The sequence below is a fragment of the Paenirhodobacter populi genome, assembly GCF_004022215.1.
Taxonomy (GTDB): domain Bacteria; phylum Pseudomonadota; class Alphaproteobacteria; order Rhodobacterales; family Rhodobacteraceae; genus Rhodobacter; species Rhodobacter populi.
Window position 1 is genome coordinate 1 of the sequence record NZ_SAUZ01000040.1, and the last position, 21707, is coordinate 21707.

Consider the following 21707-nt stretch of genomic DNA (forward strand, 5'->3'; position numbering starts at 1 on the left):
CACGAGCCCGACCACCCGCACGGAGGATATCGTCGAGGCCTTCGACCGCGCAAGCCGCGGCCTCGTCGCCGAAATGACCGCCTGGGGACTGGCCGCAATGCAGATCAACACACAGAATTGTCGGCCCCGGTGAGCGAAGGTATTCTCTCCGCAAATGAAGCGCCGTATTTCGCGGTCACAGATGTGGGCTATTCCTGATCCGGCTTTCCCGTCGTTTCCCCCCATCGGGCGCGACCGCGGCCTGCCCTCTCCTGAAATCGGGAGCATTATCCTCCCGGTGCCAATCAGGCCGGCCGGTAACGACGCCAGACCACCGCCCGCGATCACATGAAATCGCCGCCCCTCAATTCGAAACACGCACGCAAGGTGGAACCGGCCCGGTCCGAGGAGGGCGCCTGGTTCCGGCGCGAAGACGTGTGACAGGGGCGCGGTGGTTTCGTGAGGCCGGCGACATCGCACATCGGCCGAAGCCTCACGGCCGCCCCACACCCGACGGATGCATCGGCACGATCCGGACGTCATCGACAGACGGAGTCAGCCTCGACCGGATCGGATCCGGACACGGGATCAGCCGCTCAGGCAACCGGGCACTCGTGGCGCCGGCCGCAGTGCTTCGTCCCGGCGTGCCCGATCCGACAACCGTGCCGGATTGGCTCGCTTCGCCGGATGATCACAATAGGTGGACGGGCAATCGGCGGAAGGCTGCAGATCGGCCTTCGCCATTGGGCTCGAACCCATGGCGCCTCAATGGCTCGGTCCCGTGCGTGCCCAGATGGGCCTCGATGAAGCCCACCATCACTTCGACCGGCGGTCGGGCATCTCCGGCAAGGTTCGAAGCAGTGCCGCATTGCCTTCGATCATCGCAAAATACGCTGACGCCTCCAACAGGATGTCGTTCGCATGTCCAGAACCATTAGAACGGTACGTGCGCACTTCGGGTGAAAACCTGTTCGTTGTCTTGCTCATGATGCTCCATCCCACTCAGGCGTTGGAGCCTCCTGTCTTTGCAGGATCTGTTATGAAGGACGGTGCGGGCGGCATCCCGCGAGCCTTCGGGGCCATCGACTAAGCCCGTTTGCCGGCAAATCCGAAGCGGAACAGTCCTGCGTTTCCGCATTCCCGATCTCCCAATCCTTCGAGACCAGAAAACGTCGGATCGCAGCTTTCGTCACTGTCTGATTTTCCGGAACTAGCTCATGGAATCTGACGGCGTTGAAGCGGAGCCGCCATTGCGGTCGTCCGATCCCGGATCATAATGGGCGGGATACATCAGACGCGGGAAAGAAACATGTTCGCACTTTCGTTCGAGGCATTCGGCGGGCCAGAGGTCTTGCAGTATGTGGAGCTTCCCGATCCCCCCGTTCTTCCGGGCCATGTGCTGGTTGACGTGAAGGCGGCCGGCGTGAACTTCGCCGATATCTACAGGCGCCGCGGAAGCTATCGGGAGCTGGGCGAGCCGCCGTATATCAATGGCTACGAAGGCGCAGGCATCGTTTCGGCGGTCGGCGCAGGGGTGAGCGGGATCAGGATCGGGGATCGCATCGGTTTCGTGGATGTCGCGCGCGCGAATGTCAGCCAGCTGAATGTGCCGGCTGACCGGGCGATACCGCTTCCTGACGATGTGGACTACAAGACCGCCGCCGCCGTGCTGCTGCAAGGGCTGACGGCACAATACCTTTGCGAGGACAGCGCGGTCATCACTCCCGGGGACTGGGTGGTGGTGCATTCGGCCGCTGGCGGTGTCGGACGTCATCTGGTCCGCTTCTGCCGCGCAAAGGGGGCGCGCGTCATTGCGATGGCGTCTTCGTCGGAAAAGCGGCAGATCGCCCAGGATCTGGGGGCTGACGTCGTGTTCGGTTATGACGGCGACTGGGTGAGCGCGGTGCGCGACATGACCGAGGGCGGAGCCCATGTGGTTTACGATGCCGTTGGATCGACACTGGACAAGAGCATCGAGGCCGCCCGCCCGCGCGGCGTCATCGTGACATATGGCATGTCCGACGCACCCCCGAGGCCGGTCGATCCCCTCGTGTTGATGCAGACATCCAAGGCGCTGCGAGGGGCCGAGCTTTGGGACTACCTCGACAGCGCCGCGGAACGGGCAAGACGCAGCGCGAGGCTGTTCGCGGCCCTGTCGAGCGGAACATTGCAGGTTCCCCCGATCGAAACCTTTGCGCTGGCCGACGGAAGGCGTGCCCACCGGCGCCTCGAAGACCGCAGTTTTTCCGGCAAGGTCGTTCTCGTTCCCTCGATGTGATTTATACATGCAAGCCAGTGGTTTGTGCCCGGAAAACGGCTCGCTAGAATGATCGGTGACCGCTTCGACGTTTGAGTGTGGCCTGTCCGATCTGGCATTGGGCCTCGCGCTCACAAGCGGGCGGAACTGGTCGGTAGCACGCCGGCGATGGCATCATCGCAGGCCGGGGCGGGCGTTTCCAGCGTCGCGGAACGACCCTGCCAAGAAGGATCCGAGACCCTTCCGGCGCAAGGATTTCCCAACGCGGGCCGGTGACTTCGGTGCGCCGCCTGATCTCGCCGGTCAAATGCGCGGGGTGCGGTGGGCAGCCCCTGCGCGTTACTGACCACTGCAAAGCCATTCCGTGCAAATTTGCGGGGTATGAGCCGGCAGAACTTGTCATTCGGCCCTCCGGCGCGCAGTAAGCGGTGAGCATGGGCATCCACGAAACCTGACGAGGGGACATGACCCGAAAGGCGCAGCCGACAAGCGGGAATGCGGTGACACTCATGGATGTCGCCTGCGCGGCGAACGTTTCCCGTGCCACGGCCTCGCTTGTCGTGCGCGGAAGCCCGCGGGTCGCCGCCGCCACCCGGGAGCGCGTCGAAGAGGCGATGCGGAGGCTGGGCTATGTCTACAACCGCAGCGCCGCCGGGCTGCGGTCAAGCCGCAGCGGCGTTCTGGGCGTCATGCTTCCCGGCATCTCGAATCCGTTCTTTGCGGAATTCCTCGAAGGGATCGAAACGGTGCTGCAAGGCGCGGGACTGACGAATTTCCTTGTCATTTCCGGCGAAGAGGCGGCATCCGAAGGACGGATCCTGCGGCTGCTGTTCGAGCATGGATGCGATGGCCTTGCGATCTGCCCGCCGCAGGATATGCAGGCCACATCCGTGCAGAGCCTGCTCCGCTCCGGTCTGTCCGTGGTGCAGGCGATGCGCGAGATATCCGACCAGTTCGACTATGTCGGCCCGGATTATGCCGCCGGCATGAGGCTGGCGGTCGATCATCTCGCCGGGCTTGGTCACAGGCATTTCGCCTTTGTCGAAACCGGCTTTTGCCATTCCGCGACGCGGGCGCGCACCGAGGCCCTGTCGGCGGCCCTCGGGGCGCTTGGCCTGCCCCCGGCCATCATTCTGCGCGCGCCAGCACCCGAGGAGGACGGCTCCGGGCTGGCGGAAGCGATCGACAATCTGCGGCGCGACGGGGTGACGGCGGCGATCTGCTTCAACGATCTGATCGCCCTGTCCCTGTGCGGATCGCTGGCGGATCGGGGCGTCAGGGTCGGCCGGGACTTTTCCGTCGTCGGCTTCGACGGCATGGCGATGGGGCAGATGGTCCGGCCGCGGCTGACGACGATCGGCATTCAGCCGCGAAGCATCGGGCGGGCTGTCGCAGAGCGGCTGGTGGCGCGGATCGGTGACCGGCAACTGGCCGTCGCCCGGACGATCCTGCCGGTCCGTCTCATCGCGGGGGACACGACCGGCCCGCGGGACTGATACGGGAGGCATCCCTGCCTCCCGTGGCCTGTCACGCGATCCTGCGGCGCCGGACAAGCAGGATCACCCCGGCCAGAACCACCACTGCGGCGACGCCGCCTGTGGCCATCAGGGCGGGGATATGGGGCTGGACCTTTGCGAGGAAGGGAACCGGCCCCCCATCGCGCACGACCTGAACATCCGCCGTGGTGACTTTGGCCGCGTTCGGGTTGCCATAGGTTTCCATGACGAAATTGGAGATATCGGCGATTTCCTGATCCGTCAGCACGGCGACGTAGGAGCCGGTGTTGAAATGCGGCATCAGCACATGGTCGCCGCCCGCCTCCCGGTCCACGCCATACAGGATCGTCGCGATCAGGTTCGTGGCGCTGGCGGCCCCGGTCACCGAATTGTGGAACAGCGACGGATAGGCCTGATTGCGGCTGCCCGCGCCATTCGGCTGATGGCAACTGGCGCAATAGCCGCTGTAAAGCTCGGCGCCGGTTTTCAGGCTGTCATGCGCGTTTTCGGGGAAAAGCCCGCGAATGCCGGGCTCGACATCGACGGGCTGGCCCATGTCGGTGCGCGAGGCGACGGATGGGGTGCTGGCCGTCGCAGGGGCGTTCACGGTTTTCAGATAGGCGGCGATCGCCCCCAGATCGTCGTCCGCCATGTGCTGAAAGCTGTGCTCGACCGCCTCGGCCATCGGTCCGGCGGCCTGCGCCTTGCCGGCGACACGCCCGGTTTTCAGATAGGTCGCGATCTCTTCATTCGCCCAGCTTCCGATGCCGTGGACCGGATCGCCGGTGATATCCGGCGCATACCACGGGCCGACCGAGCCGCCGCGCAGATATTGCCCGGACACCGACCCCATCAAGAGCCCGCGGGGACTGTGACAGGACGCGCAGTGGCCGAGCGTATCGACGATGTATTTCCCCCGGTTCTCCTGTGCGTTCAGCCCGGCATCCGGGGTGAAGGGCTTTCCGCCGGCATAGAGCAGGTTCCAGGCCGCCATCGAGAAGCGCAGGTTGAAGGGAAACGGCAGCTCGGTCACCTGCGCGGGCGGCTCGTCCACCGGCGCGACCCCGTGCATGAAATAGGCATAGAGCGCCTTCATGTCCGCGTCGGTGATGCCGGCATAGGCGTCATAGGGCATCGCGGGATAGAGATGGGTGCCGTCCTTCAGTACCCCCTTGCGCACGGCGTCCGAGAAGTCCTGCTCGGTATAGGTGCCGATGCCGTATTCCCTCGACGGGGTGATGTTGGTCGACCAGATCGTGCCAAGGGGGGAGGCGATGGCATATCCCCCCGCATAGGGCTTTCCCGCGCCGCGCGGCTGGGTGTGGCAGGCGGCGCAGTCGCCCATGGTGGCGATGTATTTTCCCCGCTCGATCAGATCCTGATCGGCGGTCTGCGCGATGGCGCCGCCGGCGAGGCTGGCGAAGACAAGGGCGGAAAGGGCGGTGATTTTCATGATTGCCCCCTACGCCTTCAGCGTCGCCGCGATGTCGAACGCGGCCTTGAGGCCGAGCGCCGCCATCGTCAGCGTCGAGTTCACCACGCTGGCCGAGGGCATCGGCGCCCCGCCCGGCAGCCAGAGGTTCGCGTGGTCATGCGCCCGGCAATTGCCGTTCGTCACCGAATTCCGGGGATCGTTGCCCATGATCGCGCCGCCCATGATGTGGTTGTTCGCGTTCAGCGATGTCGTGGCGTGGAAATCATCCGCCTCGAACAGGTCCGCCAGACCGCGCAGCTGTTCGACCGAGGCCTGATAGCCTTTGCGGACATAGTCGCCCACGTCGTAATAGACCTCGGGGCAGGGGATGCCGTGCGGATCGAGCCGCGTCTTCGACAGCGTCACCCGGTTGTTCGGATCGGGCAGGGGTTCGAGGCTGATCGACAGGTCGACCCCGTTGATGGTGCGGCGGCGGATCTCGGCGTCCAGATCCTTGCCGACGAAGCCGTCCTTGATCGCGGCCGAGGCGGCTTTGTGGGCGGCGGTGATGTTGTAAAGGATGACCTTGGTCGCGGAATATTCCGACCGGAACGCGCCATCGCGCGGCCCCACCATGCAGCTCGACTGCGCCGGGCCGCGGCCAAGCCACAGCGGCTCCTTCGCCGTGAAATAGGCGTGGAACCCCGAATGGTCCATCATGTAGCGCCCGACCTGATCGGTCGAGTTGGCGATGCCGTTCGGATTGCGTTCATTGGCGGCGGCGAGCAGCAGGCGCGGGGTTTCAAGCGCGTTGCAGGCGATGACGAAGGCCTTGGCCTCGACCCTGTGGGAAACGTGCTGCGCGTCGTAGAAATGCGCGGCGGTGATGCGGTTGTTTTCGTCGGTGTCGAGCCGGTAGACGACCGATTCCGCCAAAGTGACGGCCCCGAGCGCCTCGGCCGCCTCGACCGAATGGATGCCGTTGTACATCGCGCCGATCGGGCAGATCGGCTGGCAGTTGTTGTTGCCGCAGCAGGTCGGCCGCCCGTTCCAGGGCTGGGTCGAGCGTCCCTGCGGAATGGGCACGAGGTTCCAGCCGTGCGGGTTCACCACCTCGGCCATGCGCTTGTCGCCATAGCTCCACGGCACCATGTCCATCGGATAGGGGCGCGAGCGTTCGGGCGGCGATTGCAACGCCGGATCGTTCGGACCCGCCACACCCATCTTTTCTTCCGCGAGGCAGTAGAAGGGTTCGAGCTCGTCATAGGAAATCGGCCAGTCGCGGCCGACGCCATAGACCGAATGCATCTTCAGATCGACCGGCAGGTGCCGCCAGCTTGATGCCGCCCAGTGCCACGTCGTGCCGCCGACCGTCTTCAGGTAGCCCTGCTGGAAGCCGTCCGCGTCCGGGCCGGACAGGCCCACATAGTTGTTCTTGGGCCAGTAGAGCGGCGCCGGCGCCATCGGGGATTGCGGATAAAGCCCCTGATAATCCGAGCCGACCCGGTTCGCGAAGGGCATGTTGCGCCAGTTCTCGACGGCCTGGGCGCGGGTGATCCGCAGGCCGGCGTCCAGCATGATGACGGAATACCCCTCGCCCGCCAGATGCTCGGCGGTCAGCGCACCGACCACGCCGCTTCCGACAACGCAGACATCCGCGACGACGTCGCCATTATTGAAGACAGGCGATTTCATCACAGCACCTTCGGGACGTTGACGGGCATGCGGGTGACCCCCGGCGGCAGCGTGTCGCGCCACCACATCGGACCCTTGTCGCAATAGGTCGGCACGATCAGCCCGTCCTCGACCGGGCGATACATCAGCGCATCGTTATAGGCGATGACGGTGGTTTTCTGCTTGCCGGCGATGGTGCCCGTGTACCAGGCGCTGACGATATCCGTGACCGCGTCGCCCAGACCGGCGGTCCGGGCCGCGTCGCGCAGGGCATTCGCGTCGGATGCGGTGGCGGACAGCCCGGCAAGCTGCCGGTATTTTTCGGCATTGGCAGGATCGTCGGTGACGAGCGTTTCAAGAATGCGCTGCGCGATCGCTTCGTTGAGGTCGTCATAGCCCGTCAGAAGCCGCGAAAGCTCAAGAAAGCTCTGCAGTTCGGCATTGGCCGCCGGTGTCTGGGCGAAACTGGCGCCACCGCCCGCGAACAGCGCCAGAACGCTGGCAGACCAGACCAGCACGGTTCGGCGCGTCGTCACGGAAAGGGGAGGGCTATCGTAGGTTGGGCTGGGCATTTGATCACCTCGCTGTCCCGATAGGAAACGGCCACCGGCGTCAGAGATTCCCGTCGCTGCCGGCGACTCGCCGATCCTTGTATTCTCAGGATGACATATTGCCGCAGCTACCCAATAGATCGATCCAGTTCAAGGTGGATCGATCTAATACGGCGCAAATAGATGGTCTGATGCCCGAGGCTTGGGCAACGGACTTATCGCCGATACCCCCGAGAAACGTGGGACCTGAACAGGCGCTCTGATACCGCGATCAGGCTTTGCCGCCGCCATGGGGCGGGGTTTCGAGGACAATCACCGCCTCGGAGGTCTGCATCTGGAAGGTCAGGCTTTCCTGAAGGTAGAGCGTCACGGTATCGGTCGTATGGGCCAGATAGCCGATCGAGATGTCCTGTCCGAGCCAGAGGTCGAAGTCTCCGCCGCGCGTGGTAACCACGGCGCCGCCTTCCAGGGCCTGGCTCCAGATCACCGGCACATCGACGAGCTTTTCGAGGTGGTTCAGGACGGGATAGCCGTCGTCGGCACCGCCCGTCGCCTTGGTGAAGGGCTCCGTGCCGAGGACCAGCGCATAGGGTCCGTTCACCCCGGCCAGACGCAGGGCGCTGACGGCGCTCGCCACCGCCTCGGGATAATCGGCGACGTCTTCGGGCAGCGCAATGGCCGGGTTGCTGGAGCCGGGCAGGATGCCCGTCACCCCGGTCTCGGCATAGCCCTGAAAGACCAGCCGATCCTCGGCCAGCGCGATCTGCCGGGCGGCGTCCTTCAGCGGCTGCCAGTCGGAATCGTTCGATCCGCGCGATACATCGTCGATGGCGGCGCGGGTCAGCTCGAACGGCACCCGCAGCTCGACCAGCGGGTTCACCTCGCGCTGCGCGCAATGCACGCCGTCAGCCAGCGGTGCCGCGCTGCGCAGGTGGCCGGTGCCGACGGCCGACAGGTCGAACCCCTCCGGCCCGTGCAGATCCGCCACCCGCCGCGCGCCCAGATAGCGCGTCAGGGTGCGCTTTGCCTCTTCCTCGATCTGGGCCCAGGCGGCATCGCTGATCGGGGCCAATGCGCGGTGAAGGTTGTCCATGTCAGTTTCCCCTTTTCAATGATCCAAGGCCAAGCGAGCCGTCGGGCCGGGCCACAGGCTCCGGTTCGGATGCGGGTTCGGCCAGCGTCCCGCCCGCGGCGATCGTGTCGAGCATATCGGCCGGCGGCACGAAGAACAGGCCCCCCGTCACGGCAGTGCTGACATCAAGGATGCGGTCGTAATTGCCGGGCGGGTTGCCCACGAACATGTTGGTCAGCATCGTCTCGATCCGGCCGGGCTCGCGCGCATAACCGATGAAATAGGTGCCGAACTCGCCATGCGCCGGACTGCCGAAGGGCATGTTGTCGCGCAGGATTTCCAGTTGGTTGCCGTCCGCATCTTCGATATTCGTTAGGACGTTATGGGCAAAACTGGCCTTGTCCGCATCCGCGAATTCGATGTCCGAGAGCTTGTGGCGCCCGATGATGCGTTCCTGCTGTTCCACCGTCATCGCCTCCCACCGGGTCATGTCATGCAGGTATTTCTGCACGATGACATAGCTGCCGCCGGCGAACGGCGGATCCTCGTCGCCGATCACCACCGCCTCTGTCAGCGCGGCGCCAAGGGGGTTCTCGGTCCCGTCGACAAAGCCGAGCAGGTCGCGGTTGTCGAAGAACTTGAACCCCTGCGTCTCGTCCTGAACCGTCGCGGCGGGGCCGAGACGGCGCATGATATGGGTGACCAGCTCAAAGCAATAATCCGGTCGCGCGGCGCGCACATGCAGAAGCAGATCGCCGGGGGTCGATGGCGCGTGATGCACCCCGGAAATCTCGCGGAACGGATGCAGCCCCTGCGGCGTGGCGCCGGGCGCCAGCCGATCCCACAGCGCGGCGCCGATCCCCAGAACGCAGGTCAGCCCGGCCTCGGCGCTGCGAAAGCCCACGGCCTTGATCAGCGAGGGCAGGTCCGCGCAAAGACCGCGCACCTGTGCCAGCCCCTCGTCCCCTTCCGCCACGGTCAGGGTGACGAAGATGGCGCTGCGGGTCAGGGTGCCTTCTACGGGCTGGCTTGAACTGGGGGACATGGCGACTTCCGTAATTACGGAGCAAGGAATAGCGCGTTCTGCGATGATCCTGAAAGACCTTAGTTCTTCTTGCCCGGTTTATGTCGCATCGGCGCGTGGGGGCGGATTGGCGACCCCCGTGGTTCGGCAGATCGGGATGCCCCACAGGTTCGCCCTGAATGGCCTGCCGCGCTCATGATCGGCATGCGATGCGCCCTCGTCGCCAGCGGGCTGCCGGAGGCACCGAACAGACGGTCCCGCAAGAAAAGCACCGCTTCGGCAAGCCTCAGTCTTCCCGCGCACTCTCGATGAGACAGGGTTCGCTGCGGATCCGCAGCAGGACCGCCATCCTGTTGCCCGCGTTGAATTTTCCGAGCACCGAGGAAACCTGATGTTCGACGGTCCGCAAGGAACGGGACAGCTTGCGCGCGATATCCTTGTTGCCCAGCCCCTGAACGAGAGGGGCGAGCACCGCCGGTCGACTGCATGAGCGATAGTGCACCCTCGCAGGGCTGGTCCAGCGCGAACCACAGCCCGGCCGCCCTTTCGAAATCGCCCGCGAGTTCGGCGGCGCGCGGCGCCGGCAGATCCGCCTGCGAAAGCACTAGGCTTTCCCCCCAACAGCCGGTCGCCGCCGGATCGTCCGGCGAATTCGAGCGAGGTGCCCACGTTGTTGAGGGCATGGATCCGGACCTCGACCTGCCCGAGCCGGTCCGAAAGCTGCATCGCGGCCGTCGGTGCCATCGGCTCCAAGCATGTTCTGGCCAGGCGCAAGCGACCCTTTCATACGATCATTCCCGGCATTGTCTTCAAGGACGCCCCTCCCTGGCGCGTGCGAAATCAATCCGGACCTGAAGCGCGTGGAACTGCCCCTGATGGTGCGGCAAATTTATGATGGCTCGGCAAATTTATCATTGCCATAGTGCATACCTATTTGAAACATGGTGCGGGATACGGGATGATCCTCGGATCAAGGTGCCTCTCCGGAGCCTTCGGGGATCGGAAACCAGAACGCATCAGAAACCGACAGGGAAAGTCCATGAATCGCATCATCGCGGCGGTCGTCGCCAGTTTTCTCGCATGTGCACCCGCCATCGCCGATCCGGTCGCGGGCGGGCGCGCCAATGTCGTGATCCAGCCCGAACCGCCGAGCCTGATGCTCGGTCTCGTGCAGAACGCGCCCACCCAGCAGATCGCGGGCAACATCTACGAAGGTCTGCTGCGCTACGACGCGAAGCTGGAGGCGATGCCCTCGCTGGCGAAAAGCTGGGAGGTTTCGGACGACGGGCTGACCTATACGTTCCATCTGGAAGAGGGCGTGAAATGGCACGACGGGGCCGCGTTCTCGGCCGATGACGTGGTATTCACGGCCGATGTCTTCCTGCGTCAGCAGCACCCGCGGTTCCGCGCGATCCTTGAACATGTCGCGTCGATCACCGCGCCCGATGCCAATACGGTCGTCTTCACGCTGAAAGCGCCCTTCGGCCCGTTCCTGAACGCCTTCGAGGTCGGCTCGATGCCGATCGTGCCGAAGCACATCTACGAAGGCACCGATTTCCAGAACAATCCGGCCAACAACACCCCCATCGGCACCGGCCCGTTCAAATTCGGCGAATGGCAGAAGGGATCGTTCATCAAGCTGGTGAAGAACCCCGATTACTGGGACGAAGGCAAACCCTATCTGGACGAGATCTACTGGCATGTGATCCCCGACGCCGCCTCGCGCGCCGTGGCCTATGAAACGGGGCAGGTCGACATTCTGCCCGCCGGTTCGGTCGAGACCTTCGACATTCCGCGCCTCGCCGCGCTGGACAACACCTGCATGACCGAAGCGGGCTGGGAATTCTTCGCGCCGCAAAGCTGGGTCTGGATCAACACGCGCCAGGGCCCGGCCGCAAACAAGGAATTCCGGCAGGCGATCATGTATGCGCTGGACCGCGAGTTCATCAAGGATGCGCTGTTCAACGGCCTTGGCAAGATCTCGAACGGGCCGTTCGCCGCCTCGACGAAGTTCAACGACACCGATATCGCGCCCTATCCCTATGATCCGGCGAAGGCGAAGGAGCTGGTGAAGGCCTCGGGCTACAACGGCGAGGTGCTGAAGCTGGTGCCGATGCCCTATGGCGAAACCTGGATGCGGCTTGGCGAGGTGATCAAGCAGAACCTCGAGGACGTGGGCATCAAGGTCGAGATCGTCTCGACCGATGTTGCCGGCTGGAACCAGAAGCTGTCGGACTGGGACTATGACCTGTCCACCACCTATCTGTTCCAATACGGCGATCCGGCGCTTGGCGTGTCGCGGACCTATGTCTCGACGAACATCGCCAAGGGTTCGCCCTGGAACAACGTCGAGGGCTATGCCAACCCGGAGGTCGACGCGCTCTTCGCCGAAGGTGCGGGCACGATCGACCCGGCGAAACGTCAGGCCGTGTATAGCGAGGTGCAGAAGATCCTCGTCGATGATGTGCCGAACGCCTGGCTGCTTGATCTGGGGATGCCGACGATCATGCGCTGCTCCGTCAAGGACCTGATCACGACGGGCATCGGTCTGAACGACGGCTTCAAGAACGCCTATATCGAGAAGTGACGCGAACCCGGGCCGCAAGGCCCGGGTTTTCCGCGCCCAGAGGATTCCCGCCATGAAGATCCTGACCCGCATCGTCGGACGACTGGTCAAGGCCGCCGTCGTGCTGCTGGCCATTCTCGTCCTGAATTTCCTGCTGATCCACGCCGCCCCGGGCGATCCGGCCGCGGTGATGGCGGGCGAAGCCGGCGCGACGGACGAGATGTTCCTTGCGCAGCTGCGCGAGAAATTCGGTCTCGACCAGCCACTCCATGTGCAGTTGTGGAAATACATCTCGGACGTGGCTAGGCTGGATCTGGGCTATTCCTACCGCCAGCAGATGCCGGTGCTGGACCTGATCCTCGACCGGCTGCCGGCGACGCTGCTGCTGACGGGGACGGCCTTCGCGGTGTCGCTGGTGTTCGGCGTGCTGGCGGGCGTTCTGGCGGCGAGCCGGGTGGGGAAATGGTCGGATACGCTGATTTCCTCGGTCGCGCTGCTGTTCTATGCGACGCCGCTGTTCTGGGCGGCGCTGATGGGGGTGCTGCTGTTTTCCGTCACGCTCGGCTGGCTGCCGCCCTTCGGCTATGAAACGGTGGGGTCGGGCTTCACCGGCTGGCGGCGGGCGCTGGACATCGCGGAACATCTGGTGCTGCCGGCGCTGTCGCTCGGCCTGTTCTTCACGGCCGTTTACTCGCGGATGACGCGGGCCTCGATGCTGGAGGTCAGCCAGATGGATTTCGTCAAGACCGCCCGGGCCAAGGGGCTTTCGCCCGCGGTGATCGAGCGGCGCCACATCCTGCGCAACGCGCTTCTGCCGATCGTGACGCTGGCGGGGTTGCAGGCGGGGCAGCTGGTGGGCGGCGCGGTTCTGACGGAAACCGTCTTCGCCTGGCCGGGTATCGGGCGGCTGATGTTCGAGGCGCTCACGCAGCGCGACTACAACGTGCTTCTGGGCGTGTTCTTCGTTTCGGCGGCGATGGTGATCCTGTTCAACCTGATCACCGATCTTGTCTACGGGATCGTCGATCCCCGCATCCGCGTGCAGTGAGGCTGGCATGGATTTCTGGAGACGTTTCGCATCCAACCGCGGCGGCGTGATCGGCCTCGTGCTGCTGGTCATCATCGTGGCGGTCGCCGCCACCGCGCCGCTGCTGTTCCCGAACAATCCGTGGAAGATGGTCTCGCGCCCCTTTCTGCCGCCGTTCGAGAACATGAAATTCATCCTCGGCACCGATACGGTCGGGCGCGACGTGGCGGCGGGGCTGGCGCATGGCGCGCGGGTGTCGTTGCTGGTCGGGCTGGTGTCCACTGTCGCGGCGCTGCTGATCGGCATTCCGATGGGCGCGCTGGCCGGATATTTCGGCGGCAGGGTCGATGACGCGCTGATGCGCATCACCGAATTCTTCCAGACCGTGCCGAGCTTTGCCCTCGCCATCGTGATCGTGGCGATCTTCCAGCCCTCGGTGGTGTCGATCACGCTGGCCATCGGCATCGTGTCATGGCCGCCCGTGGCCCGGCTGGTGCGGGGCGAGGTGATGTCACTGCGCAAGCGCGAATATGTCGAGGCGGCGATCCTGCAAGGCCTGTCCGCACCTTCGATCATCCTGCGTCAGGTCCTGCCCAATGCGATCTCGCCGATCATCGTGATGGCCTCGCTGATGGTCGCCTCGGCGATCCTGCTCGAAAGCTCGCTGTCGTTCCTTGGTCTTGGCGATCCGAACCTGATGAGCTGGGGCTACATGATCGGCGCGGCGCGCACGGTGATCCGGCAGGCGTGGTGGCTGTCGTTCTTTCCGGGCGTGGCGATCGTGCTGACGGTGCTGGCGCTGAACCTGATCGGCGAAAGCCTGAACGACGCGCTGAACCCGCGCCTGTCCCGCCGGAGGAGCTGATGGAACCGACCCTGAAGATCGAGCATCTGACCATCGACCTGCCCGAGGGCGCCGACCGGCCCCATGCGATCCGCGATGTGTCGCTGGCGCTCTATCCCGGCCGGACCCTGTGCATCGTGGGGGAATCCGGCTCGGGCAAGTCGATGTCGGCGAATGCGGTGATGGGGCTGTTGCCGAAGGGGGTCACCGTCGGATCGGGGCACATCCTGTTCGAGGGCCGCGACATCACCCATCTGACCGAGGAACAGTTTCAGGACCTGCGCGGCGCCGGCATCGGCATGATCTTTCAGGAGCCGATGACGGCCCTGAACCCGCTGATGAAGATCGGCGCCCAGATCGCCGAGGTGTTCGAGGCCCACGGTCGTCTGACGCCCCCCGAACGCGCGGCGCGCGCGCTGGATCTGCTGCGCGAGGTCGGCATTCCGGACCCCGAGCGCGCGCAATTCGCCTATCCGTTCCAGCTTTCGGGCGGGCAGCGGCAGCGGGTGGTGATCGCCATGGCCCTTGCGCTGGAGCCGAAGGTGCTGATCGCCGATGAACCCACCACCGCGCTCGATGTCACGACGCAGGCGCAGATCCTTCGGCTTATCAAGGATTTGCAGGTCAAGCACGGCATGGCGGTGATGTTCGTCACCCATGACTTCGGCGTGGTATCGGAAATCGCCGACGATGTGGCCGTGATCGAACTGGGCGAACTGGTGGAACAGGGCCCGGCCTCGAAGGTGCTGGTGAACCCCGATCATCCCTATACCCGCCGCCTGCTGGACGCGATCCCCAAGGTGGAATTCCACGAAACCCCGGCGAAGGAGGTTCCGCTGCTGCGGGTGCGCGATCTGGTGAAGGAATTCCGCACCGGCGACCGGGTGGTGCGCGCCTCCGACCATGTGTCGATCGACCTGATGCGGGGCGAGACGCTGGGGATCGTCGGTGAATCGGGCTCGGGGAAATCCACCCTCGGCCGCGCCATCGTGCAGCTCATCAAGCCCGACAGCGGCACGATCGAAATGGACGGGCAGGACATTTCCCGCCTGCGCGGCGCGGCGCTGAAAGCGCATCGCAAGAAGATCCAGATGATCTTTCAGGATCCCTATGCCTCGCTCAACCCGCGCGCGCGGATCGGCCGGATCCTGACCGAAGGGCCGATGGCGCATGGCAAGAGCCGCGCCGAGGCCTATGCCCGCGCCCGGGAATTGCTGGTGCTGGTCGGCCTGAAGGACAGCGCGATGGACCGTTTTCCGCATGAATTTTCCGGCGGCCAGCGGCAGCGGATCGGCATCGCCCGGGCGCTGGCGCTGGACCCCGAGATCATCGTGGCGGACGAGGCGGTCTCGGCGCTCGACGTTTCGGTGCAGGCGCAGGTGCTCGACCTGCTTGAGGATCTGAAGACGCGGCTTGGCCTGACGATGATCTTCGTCACCCACGACCTGCGCGTGGCGGGCAAGATCTGCGACCGGATCGCGGTGATGCAGCACGGAAAGATCGTCGAGATCGGCGCCGCCGAGCAGGTCTTCCGCCACCCGCGGGAGGAATATACCCGCAACCTTCTGGATGCGGCCCCGGGATTGGAGCTGCAATGATCAACGCGCTTGCCGCCATCGTCGGGCCTGCGAATGTCCTGACCGGGGCCGATACCGCCCGATGGTCGCGCGACTGGACGGGCGATTACGAAGGCGTGCCGCTGGCCGTCGTCCGCCCGACGAACCGGGACGAGGTTTCGGCTGTCCTGCGGTTCGCCAATGAAAACGGCATCCCCGTGGTGCCGGTTTCGGGCAATACCGGGCTGAACGGCGGCGCCTGCGGCACCGATGCCATCGTGCTTTCGGTCGAGCGGATGAACCGCATCCGCGAAATCCGGCCGGCTGCCCGCGTCGCCGTGGTCGAGGCGGGTGTCGTCATCGATGCGCTGAACGCCGCGGCCGAGGAACACGGCCTGATCTTCCCGCTGTCCTTCGGGGCATCGGGGTCCGCGCTGATCGGCGGTGTGCTGTCCACCAATGCGGGCGGCTCCAATGTCATTCGCTATGGCAACACGCGCGATCTCTGCCTCGGGCTTGAAGTCGTGCTGGCCGATGGCCGGGTGATGGACCTGATGCAGGCGCTGCACAAGAACAACTCCGGCTTCGACCTGCGCGACCTGATGATCGGCGCCGAGGGGCAGCTGGGGATCATCACCGCCGCGGTGATGAAGCTGTCGCCCCGGCCCGCCGACCGTGTCACCGCGATGGTGGCGATGGAGGATCTCGATCCCGCGACGGATCTGCTCAACGACCTGCAGGACGCCTCGGACAATGCGGTCGTGGCGTTCGAGTTCATGCCCCGCGGCTTCATCGAGGGGCATCTGGAAATCAACCCCGCCGCGCGTGAGCCCTTTGAGGCGCGCCACCCCGTCAATCTGCTGGTCGAGCTGACCGCCACCCGGCCCGGCGGTATGGACGAGGTGCTGGAAGAGGTGCTGGCGAACTGGATGGAACGCGGCATCGTTACCGATGCGGTGATCGCCCAGAACGAGGCGCAGCGGCGCGAGATGTGGGCGCGGCGCGAAAGCTCGGCCGAGATCTCGTTCCGCAAGCATCCCGTGATCGACACCGACATCGCCGTCCCGCGCGAGATGGTCGCGCGCTACCTGCGCGAGATCGAGCCCCGCCTGCGTGCCGTCGATCCGGATTGCGAGGTGTTTTCGGTCGCGCATCTGGGCGACGGCAACATCCACTACAACGTCTATCCGACCGACGCCGCCCTGATGGCCCCCCTGCGCGCCGAGATCGACGCGCTGGCGATGGAGATGGACGGCACCTTTTCGGCCGAGCATGGCGTGGGCATTTCCAAGCTCGCCCCGATGGCGCGCTACAAGGACTCCGTCGCGCTTGACGTCATGCGGGCGATCAAGGCCGCGCTCGACCCGAAGGGGATACTCAATCCCGGCAAGACCCTGCCCGAAGGAGACAAGCGATGAAGGTGATTTTCGACGAAAAGCAGCGGCTGCACGATCCGCGGTTCCGGTTGCAGGACGGCAAGGTGATCCTGAACACCGACCGCCCGGAGCGCGTGGCCGAGCTGCTCAAGGGCGCGAAGAACGCCGGGCTGGAGCTGACCGACAGCGTGGACCATGGCATGGCGCCTCTGGCCGCGCTGCACACGCCGCGCTACCTCGCCTTCCTGCGCACGATCTACGACCGGCGCAAGGAGACGGTGCCGGATCTGGAGGAAGTCGTGCCGAGCCGCATCTCGCCCGACCGCAAGGTGCATTATTCCTATGAAACCGAGGCGCAGATCGGCTACCACAACGCCGATACCTCCTGCCCGATCTCGGCGCATAGCTGGAACGCGATCTACTGGTCGGCGCAGACGGCGCTGACCGGGGCGGATGCGATCCTTGCGGGGGAAACGCGCTGCTATGCGCTGTCGCGGCCCTCGGGGCATCATGCCTATCCCGAGGTGGCGGGTGGCTTTTGCTTTCTCAACAATTCCGGCATCGCGGCGGAATACCTGCGCGCGCATGGTCACCGGCCGGCGATCCTCGATATCGACGTGCATCACGGCAACGGCACGCAGGGCATCTTCTACGCCCGCGACGACGTGTTCACGATCTCGCTGCATGTCGATCCGGCGGGGTTCTACCCCTATTACGCGGGCGGCGCGCAGGAAACCGGCGAGGGACGCGGCTTCGGCTACAACCTGAACCTGCCGCTCGCGCGGGGCACCGATACCGAGGGCTACCTGAAGGCGCTCGACCGTGCGCTTGAACAGATCGCGGCCTATGGCGCGACGGTGATCGTGGTGGCGCAGGGCCTTGATGCGCATGAGGATGACCCGTTCCAGGGCCTCAAGGTCACCACCGAAGGCTTTGCCCGCATCGGCCGCGCGATCGGTTCGCTCGGCCTGCCGGTGCTGTCGGTGCAGGAAGGCGGCTACATGCAGCCCTGCCTGCATGCCAACCTGACGAGCCTGCTTGGCGGGTTGCAGTCGGCCTGACCGATTACGGAATCCGGTCCGCCCCCTTGCGGGGGCGGCTTCGGGCTGTCTGCCGCGCCGTTCGGGTTCATCCGCCCATGTCTTCGGCAGACAAGCGTCAGCGTTTCCAGTTCCCGGTGCAGGCGTGGGGAAGCGGAGGGCTGATCCGGCCCAATGCATGGGCGCCCGACCAAAAGCACGACCGGCGCAATCAGCCGGCCGCGAGGAAGGCGCGCGACGACAGTTCAGTCTTTCGTCACGACATACCGGCTGAGGATCGCTGAAATATCCATCTGGGGGACCTCCTCGGCGTAAGCGCGGTCCTCGACCGCATGCAGATGCCGGTCCATGATCTCCATGGCGCGGGTCCGGTCCTGCTTCTTCAGCGCCTCGATCAGCTGGACATGTTCATCGATACCGCATTCCGCCGAATGCGGCCGGCCATAGCGCGCGAGGATCAGCGAGGTCCGCGCCACCGTCGCATTGACGAAATCCGCCAAGAGCGGCGACCCCGCCTGCTCCGCCAGCAAGGTATGGAATTCGCCCGCCAGCCGGATCGAGCGCGGTGAAGAGGCAGCGCCGAGGTTGTCCTGAAATGGGGGCCTCGCGCGATATCGGCTCGCTTGATCCCTATTCCTACGGCGACAGTTTCACTCGGCGTGCTCAATCATGTCTACGAGGGGCTCGTGCGCTACGACCGCAACCTGAAGCTGGAACCCGCGCTCGCCACGTCGTGGGAAATCGTTTCGCCCACCACATGGCGTTTTCATCTGCGCGAGGGCGTCAAGTTTCAGGACGGGGCGGAGTTCACCGCCGAGGATGTGCAGGCCTCGCTCAAGCGCGCGTCGGATCCGAAGTCGCCGCTCAAGGGCAATATCCCCGCCTACACCGGCTCGCGGGTGATCGACGACCACACGATCGAGATCGACGTGACGCCTACCCGCTGCTGCCCAACGACCTGACCACGATCTATATATTCGATGCCGGCTGGTTGCAGGCGAATAATGCCGAGGCGCCGACCTGCGTCGATATTCCGGTGATGTCCGCCTATCTGTGCATCGTTTCCTTCATCTTCGTCGCGCTCAACACGCTGGTGGACATCGCCTATGCGCTGATCGATCCGCACCTGCGCACCGCCTGAGCCGGAGACCGCCATGTCCGCAACGGAAAACACCCCCTCGGCGGTGATCTCGGCGGGGCTGCTGGTCGTGCTGATCGTCTCGGCCTTCGCGGCGCCCTGGATCACGGGGCAGAATCCCTACGACCTCGCCTCGCTGGACCTGCTGAACGCGGAACTTCCCCCGATATGGGAGGCTGACGGCCAATGGCCGTTCCTCCTCGGGACCTGCCCGCAGGGGCGCGACATGCTGGCCGCCATTCTCTACGGCTCGCGCGCGTCTATCATCATCGGCGCGGCCTCGGTGGTCGTGCCCCTCGTGGTGGGGGCGATGCTGGGGCTGTTGGAGGGCTATTACGGCAAATGGGTGGGTGACGTGCTGCTGTCCATGCCGACGATGCTGATCGCCATTCTCGTCACCGCGGTCGCGCGTCAGATGCTGCCGTCGGCGTGGCGGGATGTGGGCTCAATGGCGGTGATCGTGCTGGCGATCTCGATCTCGGCATGGGTGCAATATGCCCGCACCGTGCGCGCCCGGATGATGGTCGAGCGTGACCGCGAATATGTGCAGGCCGCGCGGCTCATCGGCGTGCCGGTGCACCGGATCCTGTTGCGCCATATCCTGCCCAACACCACCACGCCCCTGCTGGTCGCGGCGACGCTGAACTTCGGACTCGGCATCCTGATCGAGGCGACGCTCTCCTTCCTCGGTGTCGGCATGCCGCCGGAACAGCCCTCGCTCGGCACGCTGATCCGCGTGGGCAACCAGTTCCTTTTCTCGGGCACGTGGTGGATCGTCGTGTTCCCCGCCGTGCAGCTCTGTCTGCTGGTCGTCTCGATCAACGTGCTCGGCGACTGGCTGCGCGATGCCCTCAACTTCAGACTGCGGTGAAACCATGTCCGACCTGCTTTTGAAGAACATCCGCCCGATGGGCGGCGCGCCGACCGACCTGCTGATCCGGGCGGGCACGATCGCGGCCATCGGCCCGGATCTCGTGGCCCCGGGCATCGCATGCGAAGACGGCGGCGGGGCGATCGCCATTCCGGGGCTTGTCGATGCGCATACCCACCTCGACAAGGGGTTGCTCGGCCATCCTTGGTATGTGAACGACGTCGGCCCGCGCCTGATCGACAAGATCGACAACGAGCGGCGGGTGAAGCGCGATCTTGGCCTCGATGCGCATGTGCAGCCTATGCGGCAGGCGATCCTGTCCTCTAGCTTCGGCACGACGGTCATCCGCAGCCATGCGGACATCGACACCGATCAGGGGCTCGTGGCGCTTGAAGGGGTGATGGAGACGCGCCGCCAGCTTGCCGGCGTGGTGGAGATCGAGATCGTCGCCTTTCCGCAATCGGGCCTGCCGCGCCGGCCGGGCACGGTCGAGCTGCTCGATCGGGCGATGGTGGCGGGGGCGGGTCTGGTCGGCGGGCTCGATCCCTGCGGCATGGACCGCGATCCCAAGGGCCATCTCGACGCGATCTTCGCCATCGCCGGGAAATACGGGAAAGGCATCGACATCCACCTGCACGAGGCGGGCGAGATGGGCGCCTTCTCGATGGACATGATCTTTGAACGGGTTCGCGCGCTTGGCATGCAGGGCAAGGTGGCGATCAGCCACGCTTTCTGCATGGGGGCGCCGGACTGGAACATGACACAGGGCCTGATCGACGATTGCGCCACCCTCGATCTGCCGGTCCTGACCACCGCGCCGTTCTCGCGCGAGGTGCCCTCGTTGCAAAGATTGCTGGCGGCGGGCGGGCGCTTTGGCGCGGGCCTTGACGGTTTCCGCGATACCTGGGGGCCGTATGGCAACGGCGACATGCTCGAACGGGCCATGCTGCGTAAGCCGTGCAACAGCCCCGGAAAATCGCGGTGGTCTCTGTTCCGGCCGACTCTTCCTTGGCCATGCCGGGGATTGGCAACGTGTTCCCAGGCCGGTGATTCGAGACCTGTCTTTGATCGCTATCGGAGGTCGGGCTGACAGCTGCGTATGGAAAACAGACGGGATGACTCCCGCTCAGACCTCTCCAAGTTGAGGAAGAAAGTCCCTGGCATCTCCATGGACCAACTCGGACGCCCGCACCCCTGGGTGTGAGGCCAGATAACGCGCAACGAGCTGATACCCTAAAGAGTAGCCCAGCCATCTTGGAAAATCGGGGGAGCCGAAGAACCAGGCTTCATGCGCGTATCCTTCATATGCCCATTCATGAAATGCTCTCGGGATATGCGTGCGCAAAACGCTTACGGGCAGGCTTTCCCAGGGCTCGGGGCCTTTGCCGAACACTTCCTGCGCGAAATGCCCCGCCAGCCCTTCGGAAACCAGTGCAGCGCCAAGCGTCCGGCCGTATCCGGGGCCATCCCACCGCGCGGAATGATGCAGCGCATGCGCCAGCATCCGCTCCAGAGACAGGTCGGCATTCACGCGCAGGGCGGCGTGCCCCGGATCCACGGTGACGTAGACCACGCCAGCTTCCGTCGCGAACCCCGCGTGGCCCGTCTCCCGGAGGCTTTGTTGCGCTATTCGGGATGAGGTCGGAGCTGGCCTCGCCCCGGCGATTTTCAGCGCATGCGAACGGGCTCGGGTGCGCCGAGTGATGTGAAGCGGTTCATGACTGAGCAGGTGAACGGTTGCCCATCGAGGCGCCATCGGTTCAAGCCCGATGGGCGACGGTTCGAGAGAACCTGCGAAGGATGCGGATCTGGACCTCTGCAT

At 65.0% G+C, this 21707-nt stretch carries 20 protein-coding genes and 1 pseudogene; 12 read left to right on the top strand and 9 right to left on the bottom strand.

The window, feature by feature from the left end; genetic code table 11:
* Positions 1-795: 795 nt before the first annotated feature.
* Entirely contained in the window at positions 796-966 is a 171-nt protein-coding gene (locus D2T30_RS23230) for a hypothetical protein (protein ID WP_164884389.1), read from the bottom strand.
* A 322-nt stretch (positions 967-1288) separates the two neighbouring features.
* Here D2T30_RS23230 and D2T30_RS21255 point away from each other — a divergent pair, with 322 nt between their 5' ends.
* Positions 1289-2257, top strand: a complete 969-nt coding sequence (locus tag D2T30_RS21255; protein ID WP_128210438.1) for a quinone oxidoreductase family protein — start codon at positions 1289-1291, stop codon at positions 2255-2257.
* A 443-nt stretch (positions 2258-2700) separates the two neighbouring features.
* The gene (locus tag D2T30_RS21260; RefSeq protein ID WP_128210439.1) at positions 2701-3732 is read left to right on the top strand and encodes a LacI family DNA-binding transcriptional regulator; all 1032 of its coding nucleotides are present in this window, start codon (positions 2701-2703) and stop codon (positions 3730-3732) included.
* Between the two features lie 31 nt (positions 3733-3763).
* Here D2T30_RS21260 and D2T30_RS21265 read toward each other — a convergent pair whose 3' ends face one another.
* The 6 genes from D2T30_RS21265 to D2T30_RS24245 all read right to left on the bottom strand — a co-directional run bounded on the left by D2T30_RS21265 (position 3764) and on the right by D2T30_RS24245 (position 9969).
* Positions 3764-5185 carry a cytochrome c gene (locus D2T30_RS21265; RefSeq protein ID WP_128210440.1) on the bottom strand — a complete coding sequence of 474 codons (1422 nt, stop codon included), beginning with the start codon at positions 5183-5185 and terminating at the stop codon, positions 3764-3766.
* Between the two features lie 9 nt (positions 5186-5194).
* Positions 5195-6841, bottom strand: a complete 1647-nt coding sequence (locus D2T30_RS21270; RefSeq protein ID WP_128210441.1) for a GMC family oxidoreductase — start codon at positions 6839-6841, stop codon at positions 5195-5197.
* Positions 6841-7356 (bottom strand): sugar dehydrogenase complex small subunit, encoded by a 516-nt coding sequence (locus tag D2T30_RS21275; protein ID WP_164884390.1) that lies wholly within the window; start codon positions 7354-7356, stop codon positions 6841-6843. The genes D2T30_RS21270 and D2T30_RS21275 overlap by 1 nt, the downstream gene beginning before the upstream one ends.
* A gap of 286 nt (positions 7357-7642) precedes the next feature.
* Positions 7643-8464, bottom strand: a complete 822-nt coding sequence (locus tag D2T30_RS21280; protein ID WP_128210443.1) for a family 1 encapsulin nanocompartment shell protein — start codon at positions 8462-8464, stop codon at positions 7643-7645.
* 1 nt (position 8465) lies between these two features.
* Positions 8466-9488, bottom strand: a complete 1023-nt coding sequence (locus D2T30_RS21285) for a Dyp-type peroxidase (protein ID WP_206613043.1) — start codon at positions 9486-9488, stop codon at positions 8466-8468.
* Positions 9489-9753: 265 nt separating this feature from the next.
* Positions 9754-9969 carry a LuxR C-terminal-related transcriptional regulator gene (locus D2T30_RS24245; protein WP_394343127.1) on the bottom strand — a complete coding sequence of 72 codons (216 nt, stop codon included), beginning with the start codon at positions 9967-9969 and terminating at the stop codon, positions 9754-9756.
* 537 nt (positions 9970-10506) lie between these two features.
* Between D2T30_RS24245 and D2T30_RS21295 the strand changes: the two genes are divergently transcribed.
* Genes D2T30_RS21295 through D2T30_RS21320 form a run of 6 tightly spaced genes read left to right on the top strand, consistent with a single transcriptional unit; the run spans position 10507 to position 17897 of the window.
* The gene (locus tag D2T30_RS21295) at positions 10507-12054 is read left to right on the top strand and encodes an ABC transporter substrate-binding protein (protein WP_128210444.1); all 1548 of its coding nucleotides are present in this window, start codon (positions 10507-10509) and stop codon (positions 12052-12054) included.
* Between the two features lie 52 nt (positions 12055-12106).
* Positions 12107-13081, top strand: coding sequence for an ABC transporter permease (locus D2T30_RS21300; RefSeq protein WP_128185885.1), 975 nt, complete (start codon positions 12107-12109; stop codon positions 13079-13081).
* Positions 13082-13088: 7 nt separating this feature from the next.
* Positions 13089-13925: an ABC transporter permease gene (locus D2T30_RS21305; protein WP_128210445.1), complete on the top strand. Its 837-nt coding sequence runs from the start codon at positions 13089-13091 to the stop codon at positions 13923-13925.
* Positions 13925-15502, top strand: coding sequence for an ABC transporter ATP-binding protein (locus D2T30_RS21310; protein ID WP_128210446.1), 1578 nt, complete (start codon positions 13925-13927; stop codon positions 15500-15502). Before D2T30_RS21305 ends, D2T30_RS21310 begins: the two co-directional genes overlap by 1 nt.
* Positions 15499-16878, top strand: a complete 1380-nt coding sequence (locus D2T30_RS21315; protein ID WP_128210447.1) for an FAD-binding oxidoreductase — start codon at positions 15499-15501, stop codon at positions 16876-16878. Before D2T30_RS21310 ends, D2T30_RS21315 begins: the two co-directional genes overlap by 4 nt.
* Entirely contained in the window at positions 16875-17897 is a 1023-nt protein-coding gene (locus tag D2T30_RS21320; protein ID WP_128210448.1) for a histone deacetylase family protein, read from the top strand. The genes D2T30_RS21315 and D2T30_RS21320 overlap by 4 nt, the downstream gene beginning before the upstream one ends.
* A 224-nt stretch (positions 17898-18121) precedes the next feature.
* Here D2T30_RS21320 and D2T30_RS21325 read toward each other — a convergent pair.
* Positions 18122-18439: pseudogene (locus D2T30_RS21325) on the bottom strand (FCD domain-containing protein); the annotation flags it as partial.
* A gap of 96 nt (positions 18440-18535) precedes the next feature.
* On the opposite strand from D2T30_RS21325, the gene D2T30_RS21330 reads away from it, so the two are divergent.
* Genes D2T30_RS21330 through D2T30_RS21340 form a run of 4 tightly spaced genes read left to right on the top strand, consistent with a single transcriptional unit; the run spans position 18536 to position 20975 of the window.
* Entirely contained in the window at positions 18536-18838 is a 303-nt protein-coding gene (locus D2T30_RS21330; protein WP_164884388.1) for an ABC transporter substrate-binding protein, read from the top strand.
* Positions 18839-18867: 29 nt separating this feature from the next.
* The gene (locus D2T30_RS23240) at positions 18868-19017 is read left to right on the top strand and encodes a hypothetical protein (RefSeq protein WP_206613045.1); all 150 of its coding nucleotides are present in this window, start codon (positions 18868-18870) and stop codon (positions 19015-19017) included.
* 13 nt (positions 19018-19030) lie between these two features.
* On the top strand, positions 19031-19885 hold the full coding sequence (locus D2T30_RS21335; protein WP_128210450.1) for an ABC transporter permease: 855 nt from the start codon (positions 19031-19033) through the stop codon (positions 19883-19885).
* 4 nt (positions 19886-19889) lie between these two features.
* On the top strand, positions 19890-20975 hold the full coding sequence (locus D2T30_RS21340) for an amidohydrolase (protein ID WP_128210451.1): 1086 nt from the start codon (positions 19890-19892) through the stop codon (positions 20973-20975).
* A 36-nt stretch (positions 20976-21011) separates the two neighbouring features.
* On the opposite strand, the gene D2T30_RS23795 is transcribed toward D2T30_RS21340, so the two are convergent.
* A complete protein-coding gene (locus D2T30_RS23795; protein ID WP_128210452.1) occupies positions 21012-21707 on the bottom strand; it encodes a DUF2268 domain-containing putative Zn-dependent protease in 696 nt (231 codons plus the stop codon).

Excerpts from the sequence above, each read along its gene's own strand:
- D2T30_RS23230 (WP_164884389.1), bottom strand. The coding sequence starts at position 966 with ATGAGCAAGACAACGAACAGGTTTTCACCCGAAGTGCGCACGTACCGT.
- D2T30_RS21255 (WP_128210438.1), top strand. The coding sequence starts at position 1,289 with ATGTTCGCACTTTCGTTCGAGGCATTCGGCGGGCCAGAGGTCTTGCAG.
- D2T30_RS21260 (WP_128210439.1), top strand. The coding sequence starts at position 2,701 with ATGACCCGAAAGGCGCAGCCGACAAGCGGGAATGCGGTGACACTCATG.
- D2T30_RS21265 (WP_128210440.1), bottom strand. The coding sequence starts at position 5,185 with ATGAAAATCACCGCCCTTTCCGCCCTTGTCTTCGCCAGCCTCGCCGGC.
- D2T30_RS21270 (WP_128210441.1), bottom strand. The coding sequence starts at position 6,841 with ATGAAATCGCCTGTCTTCAATAATGGCGACGTCGTCGCGGATGTCTGC.
- D2T30_RS21280 (WP_128210443.1), bottom strand. The coding sequence starts at position 8,464 with ATGGACAACCTTCACCGCGCATTGGCCCCGATCAGCGATGCCGCCTGG.
- D2T30_RS21285 (WP_206613043.1), bottom strand. The coding sequence starts at position 9,488 with ATGTCCCCCAGTTCAAGCCAGCCCGTAGAAGGCACCCTGACCCGCAGC.
- D2T30_RS21295 (WP_128210444.1), top strand. The coding sequence starts at position 10,507 with ATGAATCGCATCATCGCGGCGGTCGTCGCCAGTTTTCTCGCATGTGCA.
- D2T30_RS21300 (WP_128185885.1), top strand. The coding sequence starts at position 12,107 with ATGAAGATCCTGACCCGCATCGTCGGACGACTGGTCAAGGCCGCCGTC.
- D2T30_RS21305 (WP_128210445.1), top strand. The coding sequence starts at position 13,089 with ATGGATTTCTGGAGACGTTTCGCATCCAACCGCGGCGGCGTGATCGGC.
- D2T30_RS21310 (WP_128210446.1), top strand. The coding sequence starts at position 13,925 with ATGGAACCGACCCTGAAGATCGAGCATCTGACCATCGACCTGCCCGAG.
- D2T30_RS21315 (WP_128210447.1), top strand. The coding sequence starts at position 15,499 with ATGATCAACGCGCTTGCCGCCATCGTCGGGCCTGCGAATGTCCTGACC.
- D2T30_RS21320 (WP_128210448.1), top strand. The coding sequence starts at position 16,875 with ATGAAGGTGATTTTCGACGAAAAGCAGCGGCTGCACGATCCGCGGTTC.
- D2T30_RS21335 (WP_128210450.1), top strand. The coding sequence starts at position 19,031 with ATGTCCGCAACGGAAAACACCCCCTCGGCGGTGATCTCGGCGGGGCTG.
- D2T30_RS21340 (WP_128210451.1), top strand. The coding sequence starts at position 19,890 with ATGTCCGACCTGCTTTTGAAGAACATCCGCCCGATGGGCGGCGCGCCG.
- D2T30_RS23795 (WP_128210452.1), bottom strand. The coding sequence starts at position 21,707 with ATGCAGAGGTCCAGATCCGCATCCTTCGCAGGTTCTCTCGAACCGTCG.